Below are 24,416 nucleotides of genomic sequence, written 5' to 3'. Positions count from 1 at the left end.
CACCCTCCCGGGCTGCCAGCGGGTTCAGCTCGCCGCGCCCTCGACGTAGCGGCGCTTGAAGTCGCGGATCTCCGCGAGCCGGAACGTCCCCGCGGCGGGCGTGAGGGCCTCGGGCGCGTCATACGGCAGGTTCATGATGCGCTCGTACTCCTTCACGGAGACGCGCTCGCGGCGGGCCAGCACGGACTCGACGTCCGTCTGCGCCATGCGCTTCGCCGCCTTCTCGCCCACCACGCCGGAGAAGAACTCCGACGCGCAGCCGCTGCCGTAGGAGAGCAGGCCGATGCGCTGACCGCTCAGCGCGGCGCTCTCGCCGTGCAGCAGCCCTGCCAGCGCCAGGTACAGCGAGGCGGTGTACACGTTGCCGATGCGCGCGTTGAGCGACAGCGAGGAGGCCACCTGCGCCTCGTAGCTGGCGGCGCTCTTGGCCAGCTCATCGCGGGCCTCGGGGGTGGCGGGGGCGCCGCTCGGCGCATCCTGCAAGTCACAGAGCCGCAGCTGCGTGTGGGCCTTGCGCGCCATCTTGCAGAAGGGCACGTGGTAGAGGATGCGAGCCAGTTGCTCGCCCGGCAGGTTCGAGCCCCAGCGCACCACCTCGTGCGCCAGCGCGCGCTCGCGCCAGCCGCGATACGCGCCCGACAGCGCGTCCAGGTAACACTGGATGGAGTAGTGCCCGTCCACCACGGCCTCACGGCGGCCCAGCGGACGCCAGAAGTCATATACGTCCATGCTGCACGAGCCGTTGAGCCCCACGTCCAGCGCGAGCAGGTCCGGCTGCTCCGAGACGAGCAGCGCCACGGCGCCCGCGCCTTGGGTGGGCTCGCCCGCCGTGTTCAGCCCATAGCGAGCAATGTCCGAGCACACCACGATGGCCGAGCGTCCCGCCGCCGCGCCGGAGGCGATCCACTCCGAGGCCGCCATCAGTCCTGCGGTGCCGCCGTAGCACGCGTGCTGCGTGTCATAGACGCGCATGGAGTTCGGCAGCTTGAGCAGGCCCTGGACGTGCGAGGCCACCGGCTTGGAGTGATCGATACCCGTCTCGGTGCCCACCACGAGCATGCCGATGCGGGACGGATCGACGTTGTTGTTGCGAACCAGCCGGGCCGCGGCCGTGGCCGCCAGCGAGACGGAGTCCTCGCCGGGATCCGCCACGGCCATCTCCTTGGCTCCCAGGCCCGCGGTGTACTTCGCGGGATCCACTCCGCGAGCCAGGGCCAGCTCCTGGATGTCCACGTACCGGCTGGGGACGGCGATGGCCAGCGCTTCGATTCCGACGAGTTTCTTCATGGTAGGTGCCTGCATGCGTGGGGTGGGCGGAGTTTACTGTAGGGTGGGGGGAATGAGCACGAGCCGGCCGGCGATCTCTCGGTTCTCCAGCCGGAAGTGTGCGCGGCCCGCCTCCTCCAGGGGGACGGACTCCGACACGAAGGCGCGCACCGTGCCCGAGGCCGTCAGCCGCAGCGCCTCGTCCAGCTCCTCGCGCGTGGTGGCATAGGCGCCGAGGATCTCCAGCTCCTTCACGATGACCAGGCCCGGGTTGAGGTTGAACGTGCCCGTCTCCAGGTTGCCCACCACCACCACCCGGCCGCCGGGGGCGATGGACTTGAGCGTCTGCTCGAAGGTGACGCTGCCGACGATCTCGATGGCCACGTTGACACCCTCGCCCGCGGTGCGCTTGCGGACCTCGGAGGCGAAGTCCAGCCCGCGCGAGACGATGACTTCATCCGCGCCCGCGTTGTGCAGGGCCTCGGCCTTGGCCTGGCCGGAGGTGACGGCGATGACGCGCGCCCCGTCCGCCTTGGCCAGCTGCACCGAGGACAGGCCCACGCCGCCGCTGGCGCCGGTGATGAGCACCGTCTCTCCGGCGCGCACCTTGCCGCGCGTGCGCACCGTGTGCACCGCCGTGCCGGTGGTGCAGCAGACGGTGGCGGCCTCGGCCCAGGGCATGTTGGGGGGTACGCGGCCCAGGCCCGCCACGGGGGCGACCAGGTACTGCGCGTAGCCGCCGGGCAGCTCCTCGCCGAAGAAGCGGTTGTCCCTGCGGCACAGGCTGTTGCGCCCGCTGCGGCACAGGGCGCAGTCGCCGCACGAGAGCCGCTGCAGCGTGGCCACCCGGTCTCCCACCTTCCATCCCGGCGTGTCCGGACCGACTTCCACCACCTCGCCCGCCGCCTCGTGGCCGAGGATGGCCGGCACGTGCGTGCGGGGCAGGTTGCCGCGGCGGTTGATGACGTCGTGGTAGCAGACGCCGCAGGCGTGAACGTGAACGAGCACCTCCCCGCGCCCCGGTCGAGGCATGGGGACGCTCTCGAGCTTCAGGTTGCTGGCTGCGCCAAACTCTCGAAGAACGACGGCCTTCATGCGGATGATGACTCCCTGGTGACGGGGTTTCAGGCCCCCACGAGCGAATCGCGGAGGTTTCGGGGATCCATGGACCGGATCGCCGCCAGAGTGGCCGCGTCCGGGACGGGGGTGGTGGGGACCGGGCCCTGGACTTCGAACGCGAAGCCGGTGCGCTCGCGCAGGGTGTCCAGGTCGGTCCACGGGTGGAGGGCGAGGAGCCGGGCGCCCTGGGCACCGAGCTCGAAGACGCCGAGGTCCGAGATGAGCCGCACGGGGCGGTGCGGGTCCTGCGTGGTGGCCACCTGCACCTCGGGGACGAGGTTGCGGCGGGACTGACGGGGCACCACCAGCACGGGACGGCGCACCCACTGACGGAGCGTGGCCGCGCCCGCGACACCGGGGAACTTGGTGCGAGGCTTCTCCAGGCTGCCCGAAGCGGTCATGTTCGTCCGCCCACGCGAATCCACCTCGGCCGCGCCGAAGAAGACGGTGTCCACGCGGCCGCGCCGGGCGTGGTCGAAGAGATCCGGGATGGTGATCTCCGCCGAGCGGCCGTTCATGTAGCCGAGGTCCTCGGAGGAGGGGAACAGCTCGGGCAGCTCGGGGTCCAGCGAGCCCACGCAGGCCAGGTACGTCAGCCCGGGAGCGTGCGTGGCGCGCGCGACGCCGATCGCCAGGATGGCCAGCGGCGAGGCGACGCCCGTGGCCACCACCGCCCCGTCGTCGATCTCCTTGGCGAGCAGGGAGACGACGGTCTCCGCGGGCGTGGCTTGCGGCGAGGTGCTCATGCCGCCCTCCGGGCCGCCATCAGCGAGTGGAGGAACTCCGCCTCGCGGCCGGCCTCGGCCATGGACAGGTAGCGCGAGAGCATCGCGTCATCGTGCGGATACAGGCCCACGCAGCCCGTGGGGAGCGCGCCGCTGGGAGCCATTGAGACACTCTCCACCTGGAACCCCGGCACCGTGACGCGCGAGAGGCGAGGCACGCGCTCCTCGGCGGTGGCAATCACCCGCTTCGCCGCGCCGATGACGAGCAGGTCCGTGGTGGGGTCCTCGATGAAGAGGTTGCCGCGCTCGTCCGCGGCGCGCGCGTGCACCAGCGCCACGTCTGGGTAGAAGGCAGGCTCCACCGCCACTTCCTTGCCGGTGAACGGGTCCACCACCTTGCGAGGGGGATCGGCGTCGGCCAGCTCGGACATGTCCGTGTCCGGCGCGGGGATGAACGGCAGCCCCATGGACGCCGCCCGCAGCCGCTGGACGATGCGGTACCCGTCATGCTCGCGCCAGGCGATGGAGCCCTGCTCGATGGCCCGCTTGAGGCAGGGCATGGGGCGCACGCGGCCTTCCAGGTTCAGCGCGCCGAAGGGCAATTCCACGCGGGCCAGGCACCCACCGGCGACCAGGAACTCCGCGGGCAGCGGGTTGGGCAGGGAGATGAGCTGCAGGCCGCGGCGCTCCTGGGCAATGAGCTCCAGCACCAGCGCCATCGGCGCGCGCCCCAGCATGAAGCCCCCGGTGGCGACCCACGATTGATCCGGGATGGAGGCCACCGCCTCCTGGATGGGGCGCCAGCGTCCCGGCTTCATGGCTTCTCCCCCGCCGCCGTGGGAGGCACCAGCGCCAGCACCGCCGCGCCCTGCTCGGGCGAAGCCGCAGCCCCCGGAGCCGCCAGCCCCGCGAAGAACAGGTCCACCATCCCGGTGACGATCTGCTCCTCGGTGAGCCGCCCGTCCGGCTTGAACCACTTGTAGACCCACAGCACCATGCCCAGGAACGAGAAGGCCACGATGGTGGGCTCGAGCGGCCGCATGCGGCCCTGCTTCACCGCCTCGGCGAACGTCGTCTCGATGAAGCGCACGTACTGCTTCTTGCGCCGATCGATGTACTCACGGGCCTCGCCTTTGAGCGTGGCGTGCTCGTGGAGGATGATGATGACCTCCTTGCTCGCCCCGCGCGTCACCAGCTCGATGTTGCGCCGCATGCACGCGCGCAGCCGCTCGACAGGGTCCGTGATGTCCGAGACCTTCGCGATGACCTGGCCCTCGAACAGGTCCATGCCGTAGCCCATGATGGCCGACAGCAACTGCTCCTTGTTCTGGATGTAGTGGTAGAGCCCTGCCTTCGTGAGACGGCACGCGTCGGCAATCTCCTGCATGGAGGTGCCCTCGTAGCCGCGCTCGCAGATGAGCCGGGCTGCCGTCTCCAGGATGGCGCGGAAACGCTCTCCGTCGTCGGGCCTTCTCGGTGTCACGTTCGCTCTCCTTCCGGCGGGGGTTTTCCCGGAACGATGGACCTACCGACCGGTCGGTAACACGGGCGCCAGAGCGACGTCAATGCTTGTTTGACTGGAAAAGCACAGGCTCAGCGCGCCTGGTTGCGGGTGTGGAGCACCTGAAGCCGCTCCATCGTGCGCACCAGCCCGTCCACGTCACAGAGCACCACGTAGTGCTCGGCGACGGACTCGAGGTGCTCGCGCGCCTCGGGCCGCAGATCCATTCGTTCGTAGAGGCTCGCGAGGCGCTCGTGCACCTCGGTCCGCTTGGGCTCGAGCTTGAGCACGTGCTTCCACACGTCCGCGGCCTTGAACACCATGCCGTCACGCTCGTGCAGATCTGCCCTGTGCAGGAGATCCGTCACTGTGGGTCGTTGCCTGCCGCGCAAGAAGTCCTCCGAGCGCCTGATCAGATCAGCACTGGCTCTCTCGCACAAGCCTCCGGGTAGTTGCATGGCACACATGTAGGCATAGCCCTGGAGGGCGGGAGGAAAGGTGTGAAAGGTGGGTGGAATACCGACTGTCAGAGGGATTGTTCAGAGTGCACATCTCGAAATGACGGCCGTGCACGGCTGTCGCTCCAAGGTGTTGAACCAGCAGTCCCGTCGGTTTGCGGCGGCGCGTGCTTCCGGACAAGCAAACCCCTCCAAGGTGCTCGGAGTGCGCGCCGCCGTTTCTTTTTGGAGCTTCCCCGAGAGGCAATTCCCGCTGAGAGCGAGTTTGGGCAAGCTTGCCGCATGAGCCTGCTGTCGCCTCGGCTGCGCGCCACCGTCCTGGCCCTGGGCCTGTCGCCTCTGTGCGTGTCCGCGGCGGAGCCGGCGCCCGAGCCCTCGCAGGCGGAAGCCACTCCGTGGGGGCGCCAGGAGACTCGGTTGGATCTCGGGTTGTCCGCGGGGCTGCATGCTCCGTCGGGCGTGTTCGGCTTGGAGCTGGAGTTCCGGCCCATCGAGTGGCTGGGGCTCCAGGTGGGCGGTGGCACGGATGCATGGGGTTATCGCGTGAGTCCGTTGCTGCGGGTGTATCCGCTGGGCTCGAGGCGCTTCAGTCCCTTCGTGGAGGCGGGAGCCAGCTTCAACCTGGGCCAGGAGAGAACCGTTCGCGGCGCAGACGGGGCCGAGCTGCCGGTGGAACTCCTCTTCACTCCAGTGGCGGTGGTGGGCGTGGGCGTCCGAGGCAATCTCGGTGCGCATGCCTTCGTTTCGCCGCGCTTGGGGTGGAGCAAGCGCCTGCGTGAGGACAACATCCGGATGATGAGCAACGGGCGCTTCATCGAGAGCTCCGACCTGAAGAGTTCCCTCGACCAGCAGCAGGGATTGCTCATGAGCTTGAGCGTGGGCGTCTCGTTTCTTTGAGGATCAGCGCCCCTTGGCTCCGTCGCCTCGCAGGGTCGTGACAGTGCTCGTGACCTGGGCAATCAGCTTGCCGTCCGCCTTGAGCACATCGCAGACGTAGCGGCTGAAGGTCCTGCCTCGGTTCACCGGCTTCACGACGGCGCGGATCTTCTCCTCCCAGATGGGACGGAAGAAGTTGATCTGCAGGTCCACGGTCGTGAAGCTCTCGCCCTCTTCCAATGTCGTCCAATGCGCCGTGCCGATGGCGAGATCCGCCAGGTCCACGAGGACGCCTCCATGGATGGTGCCCATGGGATTCGCGTGGGCCTCGGGCCGGGTCACCATCTCGACCGTGGAAGTGGCCTCCCCCACATCGACGAGCTGCATGCCCAGCGTCCTGGCGATGGGCGGCGGATAGGTGATGCGGCTATCGCCCGCGGCGGGGGCCTCACCCTTCGTGATCAACGCCCGGAAGTATTCGAGGTTCTTCATGAGATCAGCTCCTTGGCAGAGGTGAGGACCGAGGCCAGCAGCTCGTCAGCGGCCTCCTTGGAGGGAAGGGCTCGTGCGATGGAGACCGCTCCGATGATCATGGCCAGCACGCTCCATGCACGTTCACGCTTCCTGGCGCTCGCGGTCCCACGCATTCCCTGGATCAGCACTTCGACAGTCTCCTCGAGGATCTCACCGTAGAGCTTCTTCACGGGAGTCTCCGCGCGCGACACATCCGCGGTCAGCGCAGCCGCGGTGCAACCGTTCTCGACATCTCGCATGTGCCGCGGGCTCAGATAGTCCTTCAAGAAGGACTCCAGCCAGCCGTCCCCGTTCGAGGCCGAGAGCTCCTTCAGCCAGGAGAGCGTCTTCCCCAGGCCAGTGCTCACAACTTCCTTCAGCAGTGCTTCCTTGGAAGAGAAGTGTGAATAGAAGGCGCCCGACGTCATCCCGGCTTCAGCCATCAAGCCGTCCACGCCGATCCCGTGGAACCCACTCCGCTTCATCCGCTTGCCAGCGGCGTGGAGGATCGTCTCGCGAGCCTTCTCCTTGTGCTCTGCCTTGTACCGCATGGTGCCCTCCACTCTTCAGCCGTGATGCGACGTTGCGTCATAGAATAACGGTCGTTATCCCATCGAGTCAAAGAGGAAGCGGCAGCCACGAAGGACCAGGGAGGACGCCATGTCGGACAAGAAGGTCGCATTCATCACGGGTGGAAATCGCGGGCTGGGACTCGAGACGGCGAAGCAATTGGGCCAGCTGGGCATCTTCCCGGTGATTGGCTCCAGGAACCTCGAGCAGGGCCGCGTCGCGGTCGCGCTGCTTCGCGCCGAGGGCATTGAAGCCGATGCCATCCAGTTCGATGTCGTCGACAAGGAGCACTACCGGGCCGCCTACGAGTACTTCGAGCAGAGGTTCGGGAAGCTCGACATCCTCATCAACAACGCCGGCGTCAGCCTCGAGGGAGAGCCCGCCGATGCGCCTGCTCGCAAGGACCCGACCAGCAGCCTGACCGAAGACGCCCTGCGCGGCACGATGGAGGCCAACTTCTTCGGAGTGGTCCTCAGCACGCAGGTGCTCCTGCCCCTGATTCGAAAGTCTCCCGCGGGCCGGATCGTCAACCTCTCCAGCAACCTCGGCTCCTTGACCTGGCACTCGGATCCCACGTCACGCATCTATCCCGTGAAGATGTTCGCCTACGACACCTCGAAGGCCGCGCTCAATTCCTTCACGATCCACCTGGCCCATGAGCTGAGGAACACACCCATCAAGGTGAACTCCGTCCACCCGGGCTGGGTGCATACCCAGCTGGGAGGAAAGGTCGCGCCTACCACTCCGGAAGAGGGGGCGAAGACCAGCGTTCGGCTCGCAACCCTCCCCGCTGATGGACCGACAGGTGGATACTTCCACCAGGATCAGCACCTGCCCTGGTGAGGCTCCACTCTCTCTGCCGGTGACGTTCCCGTGGGCGGTCGCGCTGCTGTACTGCGCGCCGCCCACACCTCTTTTTTGGACGCTCGCGTGTCGCTCGTCTCATTGTCCCTTGCATTTAACCCGAAGGTTAATTATCTAAATGGTTAAATACGATGCCGACCGACACCCTTTCCCGCACCTTCTCCGCACTGGCCGACCCGACCCGGCGGGCGATCCTCGCCCGGCTGTCGAAGGGCGAGGCCACGGTCACCGAGCTGGCGGCTCCCTTCGACATGAGCCTCCCGGCAGTGACCAAGCACCTCAAGGTGCTGGAGAAGGCGGGGCTGATCAGCCGCGGCCGGGAGGCGCAATGGCGGCCATGCACGCTGGCGGCGACGCCGCTGCGTGAAGTCTCCCAGTGGGTCGAGCAGTACCGCGAGCACTGGGAGCAGCGGTTCGACCGGTTGGAGTCGTACCTCAGCACCCTGCAGGCGAAGCAGAAGAAGACCGAGCCCGAGAAGCCCTGAGCCGTAGCCCCTTTCCTCGAAGCGAAAAAGGACGCCGACCATGACTACTTCCACCCGCCAGCCCCAGGAGAGCCGCCCGATGCCCGTTCCCTCCAACCCGAGCCCCACCGCCGATCGGGAGCTCACCCTCTCGCGCGTCGTCAGCGCCCCGCGTGAGCTGGTGTTCGACGCCTGGACCGATCCGGTTCACGTGGCGCAGTGGTGGGGGCCCAACGGCTTCTCCACGAAGGTGCACCAGATGGAGGTGAAGCCGGGAGGTACCTGGCGCTTCCTGCTCACCGGGCCCGACGGCACCGAGTGGCCCAGCCGCATCACCTACCGCGAGGTGGTGCGCCCCGAGCGGCTCGTGTACCGCCATGGCTCCGATGTGGACAACGATCCGGAAGCCTTCGATGTGACCGTGACGTTCGAGGCCCAGGGCCAGAAGACGAAGGTCACCATGCTCACGATCCTCCCGTCGGTAGAGGCGTGCGAGCGCGTGAAGTCGTTCGGCGCGGTGGAGCTCGGCCAGCAGACGCTCGCCAAGCTCGATGCGTTCGCGCAGAGCCAGCTGCCGCGCTGACTCCGCGCGCGTCAGAACTTCTCGGATGCCGGGCGCAGATCCAACTCCTGCGTCCACGTGGAGGGGTGCTGCTGGTGCAGCTGCCAGTAGGTCTCCGCGATGGCCTCCGGAGAGAGCATCGTCGAGGCATCCCGGCTCGGCATCATCCCGCGCACGCGCGGGGTGTCGATCTGTCCATCGATGACGATGTGGGCCACGTGGATTCCGCGCGGCCCGAACTCGCGCGCCAGGGACTGGGCCAGGGCCCGAAGCCCGAACTTGCCCACGGCCAGGCCCGCGAAGCGCGCGCTGCCTCGCAGCGAGGCGGTGGCGCCAGTGAAGAGCAGGGTGCCGCGTCCGCGCTCGAGCATCGCGGGCAGTACCTCGCGCGCGGAGAGGAAGCCTCCGAGGCAGTTCACCCGCCACGCGGACTCGAAGGCCGCGGGGTCGAGGTCCAGGATGCCGCCCACCTGGAAGGCGCCCGCGTTGTAGACGAGCACCTCCGGAGGCCCCAGCTCCGCGCGCAGCCGGGAGAACGCAGCCGACACGGAACCTGCGTCTCCCGCATCCGCCGGGAACATCGCCGCGCGGCCGCCGTCGCGGGTGATGTCCGTGTGCACCTCTCGCAACCCGGCTTCGCCCCGAGCGAGCAACGCCACCGCGAAGCCTTCCCGCGCGAAGCGCCTTGCCGCCGCTGCGCCCAGGCCGGGCCCTACTCCGAACACGGCTGCCACCTTGGTCGTCGTCATGACGTGCACGGGTAACGCGCGCGGGCGCCGGGCGCCAGGGCTCGGTAGCTGTATATAAGGAAGTGAGCGTTGGCCCGGGAGGAAAGGGATGGTGCGCGTCGTCGAGGGAGACCTGCTGGAGCAGCGCGTGGACGCCATCGTCAACGCGTGGAACCGGAACATCATCCCCTGGTGGTTGCTGATTCCTCAGGGCGTGTCCGGAGCCATCAAGCGGCACGCGGGTTATCAACCCTTCCGGGAGTTGGCACGTGTGGGCCCCATGCCTCTGGGCTCGGCGGTGGTCACCTCGGCGGGCCGCCTGCCCTACCGGGGCATCATCCACGTGGCCGGCATCAACATGCTCTGGCGCGCGTCCGAGCAGTCCATCCGGGATTCGGTAGCCAACGCGCTCGCGCGGGCGTGGGAGCATGGGTTCCACTCGGTGGCGTTCCCCATCATCGGGGCGGGCAGCGGCAGCTTCGACGAGGCCCGGGCGCTGGAGCTGATGCTCGCGGCGCTCGAGGCGGGGGCGGGGGCGTTCGACGTGACGGTGGTGCGCTACCGCCGGCGGTGAACGAGCGGCTCGTTTCCGGCGCGCGGGCCGACTATGACTCGCGGGCATGAGCTCTGCCGCCATGCGCCTGCTGGATCTGCTGTGGGACCGTTATGCCGCCGAAGTGCCGTATGCGCGGACGTTCGTGCAGTTGTCCGGGGGCAGCTTCCGCAATGACCATGTCGCGCTGCGCACGCTGGCCCGGCCCGGCAGCGGCATCGCCATGTTCGAGCGTGTCTTCGAGCGCCTGGGGTGGAAGCGTGCGGGCGAATACACCTTCCCGGATACGCACCTGGCGGCCATCTACATGTCCCATCCGGACGGACTGCCGCGCGTCTTCATCTCCGAGCTGAAGGCCGAGGAACTCTCGCCGAGAGCCCGGGAGATTCTCTCCACGCTCCCCGAGGATCCTCCGCCGCCCGAGTCCATCGACGCGTTGGCCAGCTGGTTCTCCGCGCCGCCGCCGCCGAAGGAATCCGCGCTGCTGGAACTGGAGAAGGAGTCCCAGTACGGAGCGTGGCTGCTGGCATTCGGGCGCAAGGTGAACCACTTCACGGGAGCGGTGGACGACGTGGAGGCGTGGCAGCGGCGCATGCGCGAGGCCGGCGTGCCCATGAAGGCGGACATCGAAGGCGCGCCGGGGACGCACCTGCGGCAGACGGCCACGCACGCAGCGCCCCTCCCTGTGTCGCTCGAGAGCGGAGGCACACGCCCGTGGCCCTACGCCTACTTCGAGATTGCCCAGCGCGCGCCTACCTTTGACGGCTTCTTGGGTCCCCAGGCCCGCGCCCTCTTCGACATGACGAAGCGAGACTCCCGGTAGCAAGACTCCAGCCCGTGCCTCCTTGCGCGAGTCGTGAGGGGATCCGGGCGTTTCACCGCAGGCCTCCTCGTCACAGCTCACAGCGGCCCACTCCTTCTGGGTGCCCACTCCCGGGCAAATGCAAGGAGCAGCGCCATGAAGCGAGAGACCATCATCCGTGCGTGGAAGGACCCCGAGTTCCGCGCGAGCCTCACCCCCGAGGAGCGTTCGGCGCTACCCGACTGCCCGGCGGGCCCGGCCTTCACCGACCTGGACGAGAGCGAGCTGGCGGACGCTGTGGGCGGCGCCGGGTACTATCTCGATTTCGATGAAGGGTGCATCTGCTCGAAGTGGACGGCCACCAAGACGTTCACCACCACCACCCGCGAGTTCACCGTCAACCAGCTCGACTTCGCCACGCTAGAAGCGGTCAACGTTGCGCGCTTCTGAGGGACGGCCCCCGAACGTGGGTGCGCTCTCACAGGGCGCGAGAGCCACCCACCCGGAACCAAGTCACAACCCAGGATCCTCCACTCATTCCTGGTGCCCGCGGACAGACAGCGCGGGCTCACACTGGAGGATTCGATGAACACCGATCTGATCATCCGGGCCTGGAAGGACCCGGAGTTTCGCGCCCGTCTCTCCGCCGAGGAGCGGGATTCTCTCCCCGACATGCCTTCGGGCGCCCCCATGACCGAGCTCGACGAAGGGGCGCTACGCGACATCGTCGGTGGAAAGGTGAGCGAGGATTTGGGCGGCAGCACGGGCTGTGTCGGACCCTACAGGCCCACGTGCGGCATCGTGATGTGCCCCATCCGCGAGCTGGAGTTCTGAGTCGTCCGGCTCCTTCGCGCTGAAGCATCTCCCCTCATCGACGAGACCCCCATGTCCGCGCTCTCACCTGCGTTCCCCTGGAAGAAGGCGACGTTCCTCCACGAGCGAGCCGTGGCCGAGAAAGCCGCTCTGCCTCCAGGGAGTGAGGACCTGCTCCGGCAGGCCGAGCGGCGTGCAAGTGCCTGGCGTCAGGTGATGTCCGTCGATGAGGGGATGCTGGAGGAGCGGTTGCGGAGCGTGGGATTGGATCAGCGAGGTTTCCTCCAGGTCCTCGCCCATGCGGACAATGACTCCCAGGGTTCGTTCGGCGAGTCGTGGGAGCAGGTCCTCCAGGAGGTGCTCGCGGACCGGTACGCGGAGGAGCCGCTGCCCGCCACGCTCGCCGCGCCTCCTAGCGCTGGACAGCCCGGTCTGCCGTTCTCCGGCATTTTCCACCCCTTTCTGAGGCTCGGAGCGGCCCGGCTTCGTGCGGGCCTCGCGGAGTTGCGGACAAGCCACCCGTCGGGTGGAGGCCGCGTGGGCTCCAGCGTCGAGATCACCCTGTTGCAGGCTCTGGCCTCGCGGCTCCATGAGGTGGCCTCGCGGGTCCTCATCCTGGAGCTCAACGTGGCTCGGATGATGGATCAGCTGTCTGGCAGCACGCCCCAGGAGCGATTCCACCACTTCTCCACGGTCCGGCTCCGGGACGCGCGAGTCCGTGCCGCGCTGCTGGAGGAGTACCCCGTGCTCGCCCGGCTGATGGCCACCGCCTTGGAGCGCTGGCAGGAGACCAGTCTGGAGCTCCTGAGACACATCGCCGAGGACCGGGAGTTGCTGGAGCGGACGTTCCTCGCCGGCCGCGAGCTGGGCCCGCTCGAGGTGCTGCAGGGCGGCATCTCGGATGTGCACCGCCAAGGCCGAGGCGTCTTCCTGCTGCGGTTCGGCTCGGGGCTGAAGCTGGTCTACAAGCCGAAGTCCCTGGCCGTGGACATCGGCTTCCAGCAGTTGCTGCAGTGGCTCAACGCGGAGGGGCTGCGTCACCCGCACCGTGTGCTCACCGTGGTGGACCGTGGCAACTACGGCTGGGTCGAGTACGTGGAGTCCACCGGCTGTGAATCGCGCGAGGCGCTCCAGCGCTTCTACTGGAGGCAGGGCAGCTTCCTGGCGCTGCTGCACCTGCTGTCCGCGGTGGACTTCCACCTGGAGAACCTGATCGCCGCGGGAGAGACGCCGGTCCTGGTGGACCTGGAGGCGCTCTTCCACCACCGGGCGTCCTCCGACACCCGGGATCATGCCCGCGCCCAGGCCTGGGCACTGCTGGATCAGTCCATTGTCTCCGTGGGCATGCTGCCCATCTTCCTCTTCGGCCGAGAGGGCAAGGCGGGGCTCGACATGAGTGGGCTCGGGGGCGAGGCCGGACAGCTCACGCCCCAGCGCATGCCCACCGTGGAGGAGTTCGGCAGCGACACCATGCGCATGGTCCGCCGCCAGGGGGTGATGGCCGGCTCGAAGAACCGCCCCCGGCTCGGTGAGGCGCCCGTGGATCCCGCCGAGTTCACCGAGGAGCTCGTGAAAGGCTTCGATGAGACCTACTCCTTGCTGGCCCATCGACGCGAGGCCCTGGCGCCGCGCCTGCGCACCTTCGCGGACGTGGAGGTCCGGTACATCGCCCGCGCCACCCAGCGCTACGGGATGCTGCTCCAGGAGAGCCACCACCCGGATTTCCTCCGCGATGGTTTGGAGCGGGACAAGGTGCTCGATCACTTGTGGGCAGAGGTGCCGCAGATGCCCTCGCTGCGCAGGCTCCTCCCATTCGAGCACGCGGATCTCCGTCTGGGAGACATCCCCTTCTTCACGGCACGTCCCGGTCAGCGCCACCTGTGGAGCAGCACCGGCGAGTGCATCCCGGACTTCTTCACGCACGACAGCCTGGGAGATGTCCTCCAGCGGCTCGAGCGGATGGATGAGCGCGACCGCGCCCTGCAGGTGTCGTTCATCCGCAAGGCGATGGTGTCACTGGACAAGGGCGGGGAATCCGTTCGCACGAGTCCCGCGTCGCACGAGGAGGAATCGCTCCCCGCTGCCACTCCCGAGGAGTGCCTGGCCGGGGCGATTACCATTGGTGAGGAGCTCGCGGCCAAGGTCATTCGGGGGAGCCGGGATGCGTGTTGGATCGGCCTGAACCTGGAGGACTTGCAGCAGTGGCGCTGGAGCCTCTCGCCCATCGGCATGGATCTCTATGAGGGTCTGGGAGGTATTGCCCTCTTCTTCGGATACCTGGCGCGAAGGACTGGCCGAGCGGACTTCGAGAAACTCGCGCGTGCGACCCTCGAGGCGGTGCGAGAGGACTGGCGCAGGCCGGGTTTGAGCAGAGGCAGTGCGGGCATCGGGGCATTCGTCGGACGCGGCGCCTCCATCTATGTGCTCGGCCACCTTTCCACGCTCTGGAACGAGCCGGCCTTGATGGAGGAGCTGCTGGCCGGACTGCCTGCGCTCGAAGAGCTCATCGGCACCGACGTGCGGTTGGATCTGCTGAGCGGTTCGGCGGGACTCACGGTGGCCTTGCTTGGGCTGTATCGAAAGACAGGGGACCCTCGGCTGCTGGAGGCTGCTCGGAAGTGCGGGGAGCGCCTGGTGGCTACCGCGGTGCCCATCTCGGAGGGCGCGATCGGCTGGAAGGGAGAGGTGAGTGAGGTGCCGCTGTCGGGCTTCTCTCACGGCGCGGCAGGCATCTGCTGGGCGCTGCTGGAGCTGGCCGAGGCCACGGGAGACAAGCGCTACGCGGAGCTGGCGCGGCAGGGACTCGCCTACGAACGCTCGCTCTTCGTCCCGGAGCGCGGGAACTGGAAGGATCTGCGAGTCCCAGGCACCACGGACACCCACTCGATGGCCATGTGGTGCCACGGCGCCTCGGGCATCGCGCTTGGGCGGCTGCTCTCGCTCCGGCACATGGATGGCCCGGAGATCCGCGAGGAACTCGCGACGGCGCTCGCAACGACACTCCGAGGAGGCTTCGGAGGCAACCACTGCCTGTGCCACGGAGACATGGGCAACCTGGAGGTGCTGCACGTGGCGGGGCAGGTGCTGAGTGAGCCTCGCTGGACCCAGGCGGCGTTGCGGCACGCGGCCATCGTGCTCCGCGAGGGCCGCGAGGGAGGCTGGCGCTGCGGTCTGCCCCGGCGCAGCGAGAGCCCGGGCATGCTCATGGGACTGGCGGGCATCGGCCACGGTCTGCTCCGGCTCTCCGCGCCGGAACTGGTACCCAGCGTCCTCTCCCTGGAGCCGCCCCGCTGACGCGGTGCATCCATCCGAGCGGTGCTCACGCGCCTGCGAGAGGACCTGCTGGCGAAGCGCGCGTGAGGAGGGAAGGACTCACTCCTCGGTGAGGGGCAGGCGCACCACGAAGGTGGTGCCCTTGCCCAGCTCGCTCTCCACCTGGATGCGGCCCTTGTGGCGGCTGATGATGGCGTAGCAGATGGACAGGCCCAGGCCCGTTCCCTGCCCGGCGGGCTTGGTGGTGAAGAAGGGCGTGAAGAGGCGCTCGAGCGTCTCCGGGCTCATGCCCCGGCCCGAGTCGCGGATCCACACCACCGCCTCGCTGCCCTCGCGCCGCGTGGTGATGTGGATGTCCCCCCGCAGCTCGATGGCCTGCGAGGCGTTGAGCAGCAGGTTCATGAACACCTGGTTGAGCTGCGTGGGGAAGCAGCGCACCAGCGGCATGGGTCCGAAGTCGAGCCTCACCTGGCACTTGTGCTTGAGCTCGTGCCGCACCATGCGCAGCGTCACCTGGAGCAGCTTGTTCACGTCCGCCTGCTGCGAAGTGCCGGACTCCTCGCGCACGAACGTCTTGAGGTCCTGGATGAACTCGCGGATGCGGACGGTGCCCTCCTTCGTGTCCGCCAGCAGGTCGTCCATGTCCTGGAGCAGCTCGTCCAGGTGCTCCTGCTCGCGCAGCACCCGGGCCTGCTCCAGCAGCTCCGCGACGCTTTCCCGGGCTTCGGGAGCCAGCGAGTCCTCCATCCGCAGGTACAGCTCCAGCAGCCGGCGCAGCACGGTGATGTAGCCGCCCAGCGTGGAGACGTTGCTGGAGACGTAGCCCACGGGGTTGTTGATCTCGTGAGCGATGCTGGCCGCCATCTGCCCGAGCGAGGCCAGCTTCTCGGACTGGATGAGCTGGGCCTGGCGCGATTCGAGCTCCCGCGTGGCGCTGCGCACCCGCTCCTCCAGCTCCTCCTGCTGGCGCCGCCGCTGCTCCTCCAAGAGCTTGCGCGCGGAGATGTTGCGCACGATGCACGTGCCCTCGTCCGGGCCCGTGGGGACGACGCGCGCCTCGTACTGGTGCAGCCCGAAGGGCATCTCCATGGAGAACTCGAAGATCTCCAGGGCGCTGTCCTGGGTGACGCGCTGGAGCGCGGCCTTCAGGTTCGTCAGCAGGTGCTCCGGCAGGGGCATGCTGAAGAAGTTCTTTCCGAGGAACTCGTCGGGGGAGAAGAACGTGGGCTCGAGCGCCGAGGGCTTGAGGCCCAGGCACGTCCCATCCGCGCGCAACCGGAAGATCATGTCCGGGATGGCCTGGATGAAGGACTGCAGATGCTCCTGGGCACGTCGGCGCATGGTGACGTTGTCGTTGGTCCCCACCACGCGCAGCGGGCGGCCCTGCTCGTCCCGGGCCACCACCTTGGCTCGGCCCAGCACCCAGACCCAGTGCCCGTCCTTGTGCCGCATGCGGTGCTCGAGCTCGAACATGGGGGTGCGGCCCTCCATGTGGTCGGTCATCCGCCGGTTGATCTCGGCCACGTCCTCCGGAGGGCAGAGGTGCTGCATCCAGAAGTCGATGGACGCCGTCATGGTGGGCTCGTAGCCCAGCATGGTCCACCACCGGGAATTGACCGTGAGCTGGTTGGTGCGCACGTCCCAGTCCCACAGGCCGTTCTCGGTGCTGTCCAGCGCCAGCCGCAGCTGCTCGGCGCTCTCGGAGACCTGCTGCTCCAACTGCTTGCGCGCCTGCTCGTTGCGCAGGCGCCGCTCGGCCTCCCGGCGCGCGTGGATGAGGGTGCCGCAGGTGGTGAGCACCGGTTGCAGGAAGGTGAGGAAGAACGCGTCGTAGTCCCCAGGCCGCAGCCCCAGGCCCACCACCCCCACCACCTCTCCCTGGAGCTTGAAGGGCAGCCCGAGGAACGGGTGGGGATCGGCCGCGTGAGGCGAGCCGCTCGCCGGGCCCTCGCCCGAGGCGGAGATCAGCAAGGGGGTGCCCGTGGAGACCGAGTTGCCCATGAGCGCGGGCAGGTGGCGCTCCGCGTCGGGCCAGTCACACACGGCATGGAGCTGGAAGGACATTTCGCTGCCCGGAGCGTGCTGGACCTCCGCGATGAAGCCCTGCCGGCTGCGCGTCAGCTCGACCATGAGCGCCAGCAGTTGCTCGAAGAGGGGCCGGTGGTCTCCGTGGGTGATGAAGTCGGCATGCACCTGCGAGAGCGCGTGCAGCAGACGTTGGCTGGCTCCCAGCTGCTCCTCCATGGTCATCGCGGAGGCAGAGGATGTCGGGCGTGACAAGGATGTATCTCGCGCCTGGGCATCCGCGTGGGATGGGTGGAGGGGCATGGAGGGATTCCCGACTGACTCCCGAAACTTAGCTTAAGAACACCGTTTTCAGTGCATCGACCTGGATCACACAGAGTGAAAGGCGGGGAAGGCAGCCCAGCGGCCCTTGCGACGCAGGGCGCCAGCCGCCTGGACGAGGCCCCTCCAAGTGAGCGGATCGGTCCCCTGGTTTCCCGGCCTTGACCTCGGGGCTCGTTTTCGCAGGTAGGCTGCCGGACTCGAACCCGAGGAGGCCTGGGATGCGGTGGACACCATGGGCGGCAGGGCTGGTGCTGATGCTGGGGACGGTCCCTGCTGCCGGGCAGCCGAAGGCGGCAGAGCCCCGGCGCTCAGAGGCGACGGTGGTGGCCCGAGCCCAGGTGCCGGCCCGGCCCGCCGTGGCGGACGTCGTCGACGCGCTCGCGCGGGTCGTGCGGTTCAAGGAGGTGGAGATCTCTCCGGACGGGGCGCGCGTCGCCTGGATCGAGACCGTGCCGAGCGAGGATGAGTCCCGTCCTACCCGGCATCGCATCCAGGTGGTGGAGCTGGCCCACCCGGAGGCTCCCCCTGTGCGCATCGCGGCGGCCTCGGAGGCGGGCTTCCATGAGGAGGAGGGGCTCGCGTGGAGCCCGGACGGGCGGCAGCTCGCGTTCCTCTCGGACGCGGAGAAGGAGGATCAGCCGCAGCTCTATGTGGCGGACGTGGTGGGGGGGAACGTGCGCAAGCTCACCTCGCTCACGGGACAGGTGAGCAACCCCCGGTGGTCGCCGGATGGCCGAGCCATCGCGCTGCTCGTTATCGAGGGCGCCGAGGACATCAAGGGTCCCATGGGTCCCGCCGCTCGCGAGACGGGGGTGGTCGAGGAGGAGCCCGCCGTGAGGCGCATCGCGGTGGTCGGCGTGGCGGATGGGCGCTACCGGGTCGTCTCTCCGGCGGGTCTCTTCGTCCACGAGTATGCGTGGAGCCCGGACGGCCAGCGCTTTGCTGTCACCGCCGCGCCGCCTCCCGGTGATGCCAACTGGTGGGTAGCGCAGCTCTCCACGGTGTCCGTGGCCACGGGCGCCACGCAGGTCCTCTACAAGCCGACGTTGCAGATCACCGAGCCCACGTGGAGCCCGGATGGGCGGTCCGTGGCCTTCATCCAGGGGCTGATGAGCGACGAAGGGGTCAACGGTGGAGACGTCTTCATCGTGCCTGCCAAGGGAGGCAAGGCGCGCAACGTGACGCCGGGCCTGAAGGCCTCGCCCACGCATCTGTTCTGGTTGGCGCCGGGCCGGCTCCTGTTCGCGGCGACGGCGGGGAGTGACTCGGCGGTCGCGGAGGTGGAGCCGGAGCGGGGGACGATCTCCGTGCTGTGGCGCGGCCCGGAGCGGATTGCCGCCAGCTCGTACAACGTCAACTTGTCGCTGGCGCGGGACGGGGTGAAGAGCGCCCTGGTTCGCGAGACGTTCACCCAGCCGCCCGAGATCTACGCCGGGCCTCTGGGGAAGTGGACGGCGCTGACCCGCCGCAACGAGGGAGTGAAGAGCCCCGCTGGGCCTGCGCGCAGCCTCACGTGGAAGAGCGATGGGTGGGAGGTTCAGGGGTGGTTGGTGGCGCCTCCGTCGGTGCCAGCGGGGACTCGCGCGCCGATGATCACCGTGGTGCATGGAGGGCCTGCGGGCGTCATCACCCAGGGCTTTCATGCGCAGACGCTGGTGCTGGCGAGCCAGGGCTACTACGTGTTCCTGCCCAACGCGCGAGGCAGCTTCGGGCAGGGCGAGGCCTTCGTGGAGGCGAACCGGAGGGACTTCGGATACGGCGACCTGAGGGATGTGCTGGCGGGTGTGGACGCGGTGCTCGCCAGCGAGCCGGTGGATGGGAATCGCCTGGGCATTACCGGGTGGAGTTACGGCGGCTTCATGACGATGTGGGCGGTGACGCAGACGCAGCGCTTCCGGGCCGCGGTGGCGGGCGCGGGCATCGCCAACTGGCAGAGCTACTATGGGACGAACCAGATCGACACGTGGATGCTGCCGTACTTCGGCGCCTCGGTGTACGACGAGCCGGAGGTCTATGCGCGCAGCTCTCCGATGAACTTCGTCAAGCAGGTGCGCACGCCGACGCTGGTGCTGCACGGAGAGCGGGACGCGGAGGTCCCCGTGTCGCAGGGGCGCGAGTTCTACAAGGCGCTCAAGACGCTCGGGGTGAAGACGCAGTTGGTCGTCTACCCGGATGAGGGTCACAGCTTCCGCAAGCCCGCGCACAGCCGGGACCGGTATGCGCGCATCGTGGGGTGGTTCGACACGTATCTGGCGCCCACTCCCGCGAAGGTGGATGCCGCGAAACGGTGACTGCCAACATTCGAGGTGGTTGCCGCTTGAGTGAGGGGAGGGGCTGTGGAAGCGTGCCGGCCGGTCAGCCATGAACCTTCAGCTCTCCGGTGATTCGGTCCACATTCAACTGGCGTTGCACGAGCAGCTCTTTGCCGTGCGAGGCAGCTCGAAGCTGATCATTCCGTTCGGGCACATCCGCGAGGCGAGCGCCGTACCGCCTGTGTCCTCCAGCTTTGATCTGCGCATTCCGGGGACTTTCGTCCCAGGGCTCATCAAGGCGGGGACGTACTATTCGGCGCGCGGCAAGGAGTTCTGGTACGTGACTCGCGCGTGGCGCTTGTCGGTGCTCGTCCTGGAGCTGCAGGCGGAGCGCTACAACCGCCTGGTGCTCGGGCTGCCAGATGCGGAGGGCTGGGCGACGAGGATCGGCGCGGCGCTGCGGTAGAGGAGCCGCCGTGAGGCGTGCGGCTCCGGGGCTCATCCGAGATCCGGAGGTTCGCTCGGTGCGACGAGCGCCGTGAGGACATGGTCCCTCCAGTGCCCGTTGATGAGGAGGAAGTCGCGCGCATAGCCCTCCACGACGAAGCCGAGGCGGCGCAGCACGGCGGCGCTGCGCAGGTTCTCGGGCAGGTGGTTGGCCTGGATGCGGTGCAGCCCCATGGCATTGAAGGCGTAGGTGCAGGCGGTGCGCAGGGCCTCCGTCATCAGCCCCTTGCCCTGGTAGCGGAAGTCCAGGCCGTAGCCCAGCTCACAGGCTTGCAGCGGGCCACGGCGGATGTTGGTGAAGCTCACCGTGCCAATCACGGGTGCAGAGGCAAGAGGCTGGTCTCGCGGTAGGAGGAAGAGCCGCAGCCCGACGTCATGCCGGAAGTCCTCGCGGTCCTGCGCCAGCCGCGTGCGCCAGTACATCAGGGTGAAGAAGGTGGGCGGGCGCGCCGGGGAGACGGGGCCGAGGTGCTCCTCGTTGACCTGGTGGTAGGCCAGCACGCGCCCAGCCGCGTCCGGAGGCAGCATCGACAGATGCAGCCGATCGGTGGTCAGCAGGACGGGAGTGGGTTCGGACGGCATGGCGAGGGGCCGGATCGTAGCGCGCGGGCTGGAGGGCTCAAATGGCTGAGAGCCCTCCCATCGCCGGGAAGCGCCTGTAGGCGCTCAGGAGCACGTCCTGGCTACCTGCGTCAACGTGTCGGAAAGTAGGGAAGCAGCTGTCGCCGCAGCCCACCTCCTGGGCGTTCGCCCAGCGTGGCCTTGGCGCCGCGGTCAATCCCGAGCCGAAGAACCACAACCTCTGCCTCGATGGTTCGGTCCACGGCCTTCGTGCCCGAACAAGTTCTGGGATTCAGCTGCACCCGATGGCGCCTGCCAAAGCACAGGTTGGCCTCGGGTGGGGCCTTGCAGCCCACGCACTGGACCTCCGCGACTCCTGTCTCTCCCAGTACCTCGACACGCCCACGCTGTATCCCGCGACTCAGCGCCTCCTGCACCATGCATACGAGGACGCGGTTCAAGGCGTACGACTGGCTGAAGTGCCTGCACGGGTGTACCAACGTGAGCTTGCTGAAGGGACGGCCCTTCAGGAGTTGGTTGATCCGTTCGGGTACCGAGTTGAAGGGCGGCTTCGAGAACAAGTCCTGAATCGCCTCCATATACGATTCATGCAGCCGCAACTGGATGGCGTGGTCGTGCTCGCTGGTACTTGCCCAGGACGCGGCTCGCACGGCCTGGTCCTCCGCAGCCTGGATCCTCTCCCGAAACGAACCAGGTGGCTCTGCCGGCATGCAGTACGTCATCAACTCCAGTGCACTCCGCATTCCACTCGCGACGCGGATGAAGTCCTGAAGGGCCCCATCGCCAGAGCCGGCGATGACGACACTGGGGGCGCTGAGGCCACTCAAGCTCTCGAGCCGATCGTTCTGCCAGAAGTGGACGGATGCGAATGCATCGCGGCTGTTGTGCGTCCTGACCCGCTCCGTCCCGAATCCCGATGCCGAAATGATCGCCCCGAATTCGTCGAAGCGGGGTTTCTTCGTCGCGCCAGGCATCAGGTCGAAGCTGCACCGTACCGAGTCCTTGAGAATCTCCAGCCCAGCAGGCTTCACGCCGTAGCAGATCTGCAGCAGTTCTTCCCCCGCGTTCTCCTCAGCGACTTGGAGCACCCCGCGCCAGTGCATCGCGAGCCTGCTGGCGAAAGCGGAGGAATACGGGAGAGGGAGGGGGGAAGCGAGCTTGATGCCGACTGGCGGAAAGCTACCCGACTTCCAGTGCGGCAGAGGCCAATCGTACTGGCCTGGAAGCATGTACCGCGTGTCGCACCGCGCCTGGAGGGTGAACGCCTCAGGCTCTGCCTCGACCAGGACGGTCGGCACCCGACTCAAGGCTGCTGTGATGGCCGCAGTCACTCCCGCGACGCCAGCCCCGACTACCAGGAGCGGTGCCTTCCCATGCACCACGTCCAATTCCACCAGCCGCTCTACGGTTGTGTGGCCCCGCAGCATCTGGTCGCGAATGCTGACGGGCCACAGTCCCCAGCAGATATCGAAGACTCGAGGATCGAGCTGATGTGCTGAGAGGAAAGGATCGAAGGACGAAGCCACGCGTGCACACTACACGCAGGGTCATTCGTTTTGTTCGTCCGAGTGACCTTCACGGCGCATCCGACGGAGCAGTTCCGCGCGCTCTTGTTCCGTGAGCGGCAACGCCGTTCGCTCCAGTGCTTTGGAGATCTCGCGACGCTCCTCGGCGCTTCGACGGGGCTCTTTGGGACCCTGCTCTCGCGCGAGGCGCAGCTGCTCCTTGAGCTGTGCGAGTGCTGGATCCTCTGCGAACCCGGTTTGGGGCTCAGGGTTCGTAGGAGGAGGTCGCTTGGCGCGAGGGCCCTCGACCACCCATCGAACTCTAGAAGAGGGCGTTGTGGCTGGGCCGGAGATGATCAAGCCAAGGCTTGGGATTTTGCTCTGACGCGCCAAGACACCCTCCTTTCTGTCGGTTTCCTCGGGGACGAAGATAGCACTGTCGTTATGCGTACGCAGTGCCCTATAGCCCGGACAGCTGCCTTGGGGGCAGGCCGTCGGTACGCACAAGTCCTTGTTCTAACAGTGCTTTAGGGCGATCCGGGGAGAGTGGACGTGATGCGCTCTTCAGTGGCTGTCGTCCTTCTGGCCACTGCCACCGACGCCCGTGCGGTTGTCCTCACTGGGCGGCGTACGCTGGAGCACGATCTCCACCCGGCGGTTGTTCGCACGCCCCTCCGCCGTGGCGTTGCTCGCCACCGGGCGGTACTCGCCCAGCCCGCGGACTCCGATGCGGTCCGGCGCGACGCCTTGCGAGATGAGGAAGTCACGCACCTGCTCCGCGCGCGCCAGTGAGAGCTCCTCGTTGTACCCATCCGCTCCCATCGAGTCCGTGTGCCCCTCGATGGTCAGCTGGTTGTTCGACTGCTTCAGCGCCTCGGCCACTTCGGTGAGCCGGTTGCGCGCGGAGGGCAGCAGCTCCGTCTGCCCCGAGGCGAAGAGCACACTCCCCGAGAGTGTCAGCACCGTGCCTCGCGCATCCTCGCGCACTCCCACCTCTCCGGCTCGCTGCAGCCCCGCGAGTGCCTCGCTCTCCCGTCGCTCCGCTTCCGCGCGTGCCTGCCGCTCCGCTTCGAGCTGCTCGGCAGCCCGGCGCTCCGCCTCCTCGCGCGCCTGACGCTCGAGCTCCGCCTGTGCCTGTGCCTCGGCCAGCCGCTGTGCCTGTGCCTCCGACTCGCGCCGCTGCTGCTCCTGCAACGAGAGTTGCTCCATCTGCTCCTGCTGGCGCCGGGCCTCGGCCTGCAACCGGGCCGTCTCCGCCTGGAGTCGCCGCGCCTCGGCCAGTCGCGCCGCCTCATCCCTCATGCGCCGAGCCTCCGCGAGCTGCTGCTGCGCCGCGTTCAGCTCCGCCATCGCCTGTCGCCGCTGCGCCTCTCGCATCTGAGCCAGCGCCTGCGCGGCCACGGCCCGCTGCCGCTCGGCCACCACCATGCTCGCTCGTGCCTCGGCCAGCTGCGCCTTGCGCAGCGCCACGTAGGCCAGCGAACGCGCCCTCACCGAGGTGTTGTCCCGGTCGTACTCGCGCTCGGCCTCCAGCAGCGCCTGCCGGGCCTCCGTCAGCTCCCTCGGGCTCTCCTGCTGCACCGTGCCGTTCGTCGAGGCGTGCTGGTACACCTGCCGCGCCTCGATGAGCTCCTGGGGCGGAGGCGCGTGCGCGACGCACCCCGATGCGAGGGCGGCAATCCCCGCCCAGCTCCACACGCGTTGCTTCCACCGGTGCATGGCGCGTCTCCTCTCGGGCCTACCGTGGGTTGCTGCGCAGCTGCTCCACCTGCTCCACCATCCGCCGCGCCTCGTTCTCCAAGGGCACCGTGCGGGCCAGCGCGAACGCGAGCTGCGCGTCCGCCTCCGCCTGCTGGAGCTGGAGATCCGCCGACTCGTAGCGGCCCTCGGACATCAGCTGCTGGGCCGTGGCCAGCTGGTGCTGGGCATAGGCCAGATAGGTCGCGGCCTCGGGCACCCGCGCCGCGCCCACCTCTTCCGCCGCACGGACGGAAGTCTGCGACGACGCCAGGCGCTCCGTGGGCGGCTCCGCGGCGATTCGCTTCGCACTGCACCCGGAGGCCACCACCGCCAGGGCCGCTGCCAACATCATCTTGCGCATCGTCCACCCCCGAGCCGTACCGTGGAGGGCCAA

Annotated in this window: 25 protein-coding genes; 11 read left to right on the top strand and 14 right to left on the bottom strand. The window is 68.1% G+C overall.

All coding sequences use genetic code 11. The features are described from left to right. Positions 1 to 24: 24 nt before the first annotated feature. The 6 genes from KY501_RS35180 to KY501_RS35155 all read right to left on the bottom strand — a co-directional run bounded on the left by KY501_RS35180 (position 25) and on the right by KY501_RS35155 (position 4,979). The gene (locus KY501_RS35180; protein ID WP_224368084.1) at positions 25 to 1,287 is read right to left on the bottom strand and encodes a hydroxymethylglutaryl-CoA synthase family protein; all 1,263 of its coding nucleotides are present in this window, start codon (positions 1,285 to 1,287) and stop codon (positions 25 to 27) included. A gap of 33 nt (positions 1,288 to 1,320) precedes the next feature. After that, a complete protein-coding gene (locus tag KY501_RS35175) occupies positions 1,321 to 2,361 on the bottom strand; it encodes an alcohol dehydrogenase catalytic domain-containing protein (protein WP_224368083.1) in 1,041 nt (346 codons plus the stop codon). Between the two features lie 29 nt (positions 2,362 to 2,390). Continuing rightward, complete coding sequence (locus tag KY501_RS35170) at positions 2,391 to 3,131, bottom strand: CoA-transferase subunit beta (RefSeq protein ID WP_224368082.1); 741 nt, start codon at positions 3,129 to 3,131, stop codon at positions 2,391 to 2,393. After that, positions 3,128 to 3,928: a CoA transferase subunit A gene (locus tag KY501_RS35165; RefSeq protein WP_224368080.1), complete on the bottom strand. Its 801-nt coding sequence runs from the start codon at positions 3,926 to 3,928 to the stop codon at positions 3,128 to 3,130. Before KY501_RS35165 ends, KY501_RS35170 begins: the two co-directional genes overlap by 4 nt. Further along, positions 3,925 to 4,593, bottom strand: a complete 669-nt coding sequence (locus KY501_RS35160; RefSeq protein ID WP_224368079.1) for a TetR/AcrR family transcriptional regulator — start codon at positions 4,591 to 4,593, stop codon at positions 3,925 to 3,927. The genes KY501_RS35165 and KY501_RS35160 overlap by 4 nt, the downstream gene beginning before the upstream one ends. 110 nt (positions 4,594 to 4,703) lie before the next feature. Beyond that, complete coding sequence (locus KY501_RS35155) at positions 4,704 to 4,979, bottom strand: tetratricopeptide repeat protein (RefSeq protein WP_224368078.1); 276 nt, start codon at positions 4,977 to 4,979, stop codon at positions 4,704 to 4,706. 372 nt (positions 4,980 to 5,351) lie between these two features. On the opposite strand from KY501_RS35155, the gene KY501_RS35150 reads away from it, so the two are divergent. Next, positions 5,352 to 5,966 (top strand): hypothetical protein, encoded by a 615-nt coding sequence (locus tag KY501_RS35150; RefSeq protein ID WP_224368077.1) that lies wholly within the window; start codon positions 5,352 to 5,354, stop codon positions 5,964 to 5,966. 3 nt (positions 5,967 to 5,969) lie between these two features. Here KY501_RS35150 and KY501_RS35145 read toward each other — a convergent pair whose 3' ends face one another. Together KY501_RS35145 and KY501_RS35140 are read right to left on the bottom strand one after the other, a co-directional pair. Next, a complete protein-coding gene (locus KY501_RS35145; RefSeq protein ID WP_224368076.1) occupies positions 5,970 to 6,437 on the bottom strand; it encodes a PaaI family thioesterase in 468 nt (155 codons plus the stop codon). After that, on the bottom strand, positions 6,434 to 7,009 hold the full coding sequence (locus KY501_RS35140) for a TetR/AcrR family transcriptional regulator (RefSeq protein WP_224368075.1): 576 nt from the start codon (positions 7,007 to 7,009) through the stop codon (positions 6,434 to 6,436). Before KY501_RS35140 ends, KY501_RS35145 begins: the two co-directional genes overlap by 4 nt. Positions 7,010 to 7,118: 109 nt before the next feature. On the opposite strand from KY501_RS35140, the gene KY501_RS35135 reads away from it, so the two are divergent. The 3 genes from KY501_RS35135 (at position 7,119) to KY501_RS35125 (ending at position 8,939) form a co-directional block, all read left to right on the top strand. Beyond that, positions 7,119 to 7,871, top strand: a complete 753-nt coding sequence (locus tag KY501_RS35135; RefSeq protein ID WP_224368074.1) for an SDR family oxidoreductase — start codon at positions 7,119 to 7,121, stop codon at positions 7,869 to 7,871. Positions 7,872 to 8,023: 152 nt separating this feature from the next. Beyond that, positions 8,024 to 8,377, top strand: coding sequence for an ArsR/SmtB family transcription factor (locus tag KY501_RS35130; protein ID WP_224368073.1), 354 nt, complete (start codon positions 8,024 to 8,026; stop codon positions 8,375 to 8,377). A 40-nt stretch (positions 8,378 to 8,417) separates the two neighbouring features. After that, complete coding sequence (locus KY501_RS35125) at positions 8,418 to 8,939, top strand: SRPBCC family protein (RefSeq protein WP_224368071.1); 522 nt, start codon at positions 8,418 to 8,420, stop codon at positions 8,937 to 8,939. 11 nt (positions 8,940 to 8,950) lie between these two features. Here KY501_RS35125 and KY501_RS35120 read toward each other — a convergent pair whose 3' ends face one another. Next, on the bottom strand, positions 8,951 to 9,667 hold the full coding sequence (locus KY501_RS35120) for an SDR family NAD(P)-dependent oxidoreductase (RefSeq protein WP_224368069.1): 717 nt from the start codon (positions 9,665 to 9,667) through the stop codon (positions 8,951 to 8,953). Between the two features lie 88 nt (positions 9,668 to 9,755). On the opposite strand from KY501_RS35120, the gene KY501_RS35115 reads away from it, so the two are divergent. From KY501_RS35115 to KY501_RS35095, 5 genes are all read left to right on the top strand, one after another. Next, on the top strand, positions 9,756 to 10,220 hold the full coding sequence (locus tag KY501_RS35115) for a macro domain-containing protein (RefSeq protein WP_224368068.1): 465 nt from the start codon (positions 9,756 to 9,758) through the stop codon (positions 10,218 to 10,220). Positions 10,221 to 10,266: 46 nt separating this feature from the next. Beyond that, on the top strand, positions 10,267 to 11,022 hold the full coding sequence (locus KY501_RS35110; RefSeq protein WP_224368066.1) for a DUF1338 domain-containing protein: 756 nt from the start codon (positions 10,267 to 10,269) through the stop codon (positions 11,020 to 11,022). A gap of 135 nt (positions 11,023 to 11,157) precedes the next feature. Further along, positions 11,158 to 11,451, top strand: coding sequence for a mersacidin/lichenicidin family type 2 lantibiotic (locus tag KY501_RS35105; protein WP_224368064.1), 294 nt, complete (start codon positions 11,158 to 11,160; stop codon positions 11,449 to 11,451). Between the two features lie 135 nt (positions 11,452 to 11,586). Continuing rightward, the gene (locus KY501_RS35100; protein ID WP_224368062.1) at positions 11,587 to 11,835 is read left to right on the top strand and encodes a mersacidin/lichenicidin family type 2 lantibiotic; all 249 of its coding nucleotides are present in this window, start codon (positions 11,587 to 11,589) and stop codon (positions 11,833 to 11,835) included. 51 nt (positions 11,836 to 11,886) lie between these two features. After that, entirely contained in the window at positions 11,887 to 15,108 is a 3,222-nt protein-coding gene (locus tag KY501_RS35095) for a type 2 lanthipeptide synthetase LanM family protein (RefSeq protein WP_224368060.1), read from the top strand. Positions 15,109 to 15,186: 78 nt separating this feature from the next. Here the strand turns inward: KY501_RS35095 and KY501_RS35090 are convergent, their stop codons facing one another. Continuing rightward, positions 15,187 to 17,367 (bottom strand): PAS domain-containing sensor histidine kinase, encoded by a 2,181-nt coding sequence (locus KY501_RS35090; RefSeq protein WP_224368058.1) that lies wholly within the window; start codon positions 17,365 to 17,367, stop codon positions 15,187 to 15,189. A gap of 287 nt (positions 17,368 to 17,654) precedes the next feature. Between KY501_RS35090 and KY501_RS35085 the strand changes: the two genes are divergently transcribed. Both KY501_RS35085 and KY501_RS35080 read left to right on the top strand, forming a co-directional pair. Then, positions 17,655 to 19,727: a S9 family peptidase gene (locus KY501_RS35085; RefSeq protein ID WP_224368056.1), complete on the top strand. Its 2,073-nt coding sequence runs from the start codon at positions 17,655 to 17,657 to the stop codon at positions 19,725 to 19,727. 70 nt (positions 19,728 to 19,797) lie between these two features. Then, complete coding sequence (locus tag KY501_RS35080) at positions 19,798 to 20,154, top strand: hypothetical protein (protein WP_224368051.1); 357 nt, start codon at positions 19,798 to 19,800, stop codon at positions 20,152 to 20,154. A gap of 32 nt (positions 20,155 to 20,186) precedes the next feature. Here the strand turns inward: KY501_RS35080 and KY501_RS35075 are convergent, their stop codons facing one another. The 4 genes from KY501_RS35075 to KY501_RS35060 form a co-directional block, all read right to left on the bottom strand. Continuing rightward, positions 20,187 to 20,777: a GNAT family N-acetyltransferase gene (locus tag KY501_RS35075; protein ID WP_224368050.1), complete on the bottom strand. Its 591-nt coding sequence runs from the start codon at positions 20,775 to 20,777 to the stop codon at positions 20,187 to 20,189. A gap of 110 nt (positions 20,778 to 20,887) precedes the next feature. Continuing rightward, positions 20,888 to 21,880 (bottom strand): hypothetical protein, encoded by a 993-nt coding sequence (locus tag KY501_RS35070; protein ID WP_224368049.1) that lies wholly within the window; start codon positions 21,878 to 21,880, stop codon positions 20,888 to 20,890. 966 nt (positions 21,881 to 22,846) lie between these two features. Beyond that, on the bottom strand, positions 22,847 to 24,001 hold the full coding sequence (locus KY501_RS35065; protein WP_224368048.1) for an OmpA family protein: 1,155 nt from the start codon (positions 23,999 to 24,001) through the stop codon (positions 22,847 to 22,849). Positions 24,002 to 24,020: 19 nt separating this feature from the next. Next, positions 24,021 to 24,383, bottom strand: a complete 363-nt coding sequence (locus KY501_RS35060) for a DUF4398 domain-containing protein (RefSeq protein ID WP_224368047.1) — start codon at positions 24,381 to 24,383, stop codon at positions 24,021 to 24,023. Positions 24,384 to 24,416 lie beyond the last annotated feature (33 nt).

The organism is Hyalangium versicolor, assembly GCF_020103695.1.
GTDB lineage: Bacteria > Myxococcota > Myxococcia > Myxococcales > Myxococcaceae > Hyalangium > Hyalangium versicolor.
The sequence above is the reverse complement of the archived record's forward strand: the minus strand, read 5'-3'. Positions and strand labels throughout refer to the sequence as shown.

What these genes read in the sequence shown, in the direction of transcription:
- KY501_RS35180 (WP_224368084.1), bottom strand. Translation starts at nt 1,287, where the DNA reads ATGAAGAAACTCGTCGGAATCGAAGCGCTGGCCATCGCCGTCCCCAGC.
- KY501_RS35175 (WP_224368083.1), bottom strand. Translation starts at nt 2,361, where the DNA reads ATGAAGGCCGTCGTTCTTCGAGAGTTTGGCGCAGCCAGCAACCTGAAG.
- KY501_RS35170 (WP_224368082.1), bottom strand. Translation starts at nt 3,131, where the DNA reads ATGAGCACCTCGCCGCAAGCCACGCCCGCGGAGACCGTCGTCTCCCTG.
- KY501_RS35165 (WP_224368080.1), bottom strand. Translation starts at nt 3,928, where the DNA reads ATGAAGCCGGGACGCTGGCGCCCCATCCAGGAGGCGGTGGCCTCCATC.
- KY501_RS35150 (WP_224368077.1), top strand. Translation starts at nt 5,352, where the DNA reads ATGAGCCTGCTGTCGCCTCGGCTGCGCGCCACCGTCCTGGCCCTGGGC.
- KY501_RS35145 (WP_224368076.1), bottom strand. Translation starts at nt 6,437, where the DNA reads ATGAAGAACCTCGAATACTTCCGGGCGTTGATCACGAAGGGTGAGGCC.
- KY501_RS35140 (WP_224368075.1), bottom strand. Translation starts at nt 7,009, where the DNA reads ATGCGGTACAAGGCAGAGCACAAGGAGAAGGCTCGCGAGACGATCCTC.
- KY501_RS35135 (WP_224368074.1), top strand. Translation starts at nt 7,119, where the DNA reads ATGTCGGACAAGAAGGTCGCATTCATCACGGGTGGAAATCGCGGGCTG.
- KY501_RS35130 (WP_224368073.1), top strand. Translation starts at nt 8,024, where the DNA reads ATGCCGACCGACACCCTTTCCCGCACCTTCTCCGCACTGGCCGACCCG.
- KY501_RS35125 (WP_224368071.1), top strand. Translation starts at nt 8,418, where the DNA reads ATGACTACTTCCACCCGCCAGCCCCAGGAGAGCCGCCCGATGCCCGTT.
- KY501_RS35120 (WP_224368069.1), bottom strand. Translation starts at nt 9,667, where the DNA reads ATGACGACGACCAAGGTGGCAGCCGTGTTCGGAGTAGGGCCCGGCCTG.
- KY501_RS35115 (WP_224368068.1), top strand. Translation starts at nt 9,756, where the DNA reads ATGGTGCGCGTCGTCGAGGGAGACCTGCTGGAGCAGCGCGTGGACGCC.
- KY501_RS35110 (WP_224368066.1), top strand. Translation starts at nt 10,267, where the DNA reads ATGAGCTCTGCCGCCATGCGCCTGCTGGATCTGCTGTGGGACCGTTAT.
- KY501_RS35105 (WP_224368064.1), top strand. Translation starts at nt 11,158, where the DNA reads ATGAAGCGAGAGACCATCATCCGTGCGTGGAAGGACCCCGAGTTCCGC.
- KY501_RS35100 (WP_224368062.1), top strand. Translation starts at nt 11,587, where the DNA reads ATGAACACCGATCTGATCATCCGGGCCTGGAAGGACCCGGAGTTTCGC.
- KY501_RS35095 (WP_224368060.1), top strand. Translation starts at nt 11,887, where the DNA reads ATGTCCGCGCTCTCACCTGCGTTCCCCTGGAAGAAGGCGACGTTCCTC.
- KY501_RS35085 (WP_224368056.1), top strand. Translation starts at nt 17,655, where the DNA reads ATGCGGTGGACACCATGGGCGGCAGGGCTGGTGCTGATGCTGGGGACG.
- KY501_RS35080 (WP_224368051.1), top strand. Translation starts at nt 19,798, where the DNA reads ATGAACCTTCAGCTCTCCGGTGATTCGGTCCACATTCAACTGGCGTTG.
- KY501_RS35075 (WP_224368050.1), bottom strand. Translation starts at nt 20,777, where the DNA reads ATGCCGTCCGAACCCACTCCCGTCCTGCTGACCACCGATCGGCTGCAT.
- KY501_RS35070 (WP_224368049.1), bottom strand. Translation starts at nt 21,880, where the DNA reads ATGCACTGGCGCGGGGTGCTCCAAGTCGCTGAGGAGAACGCGGGGGAA.
- KY501_RS35065 (WP_224368048.1), bottom strand. Translation starts at nt 24,001, where the DNA reads ATGCACCGGTGGAAGCAACGCGTGTGGAGCTGGGCGGGGATTGCCGCC.
- KY501_RS35060 (WP_224368047.1), bottom strand. Translation starts at nt 24,383, where the DNA reads ATGCGCAAGATGATGTTGGCAGCGGCCCTGGCGGTGGTGGCCTCCGGG.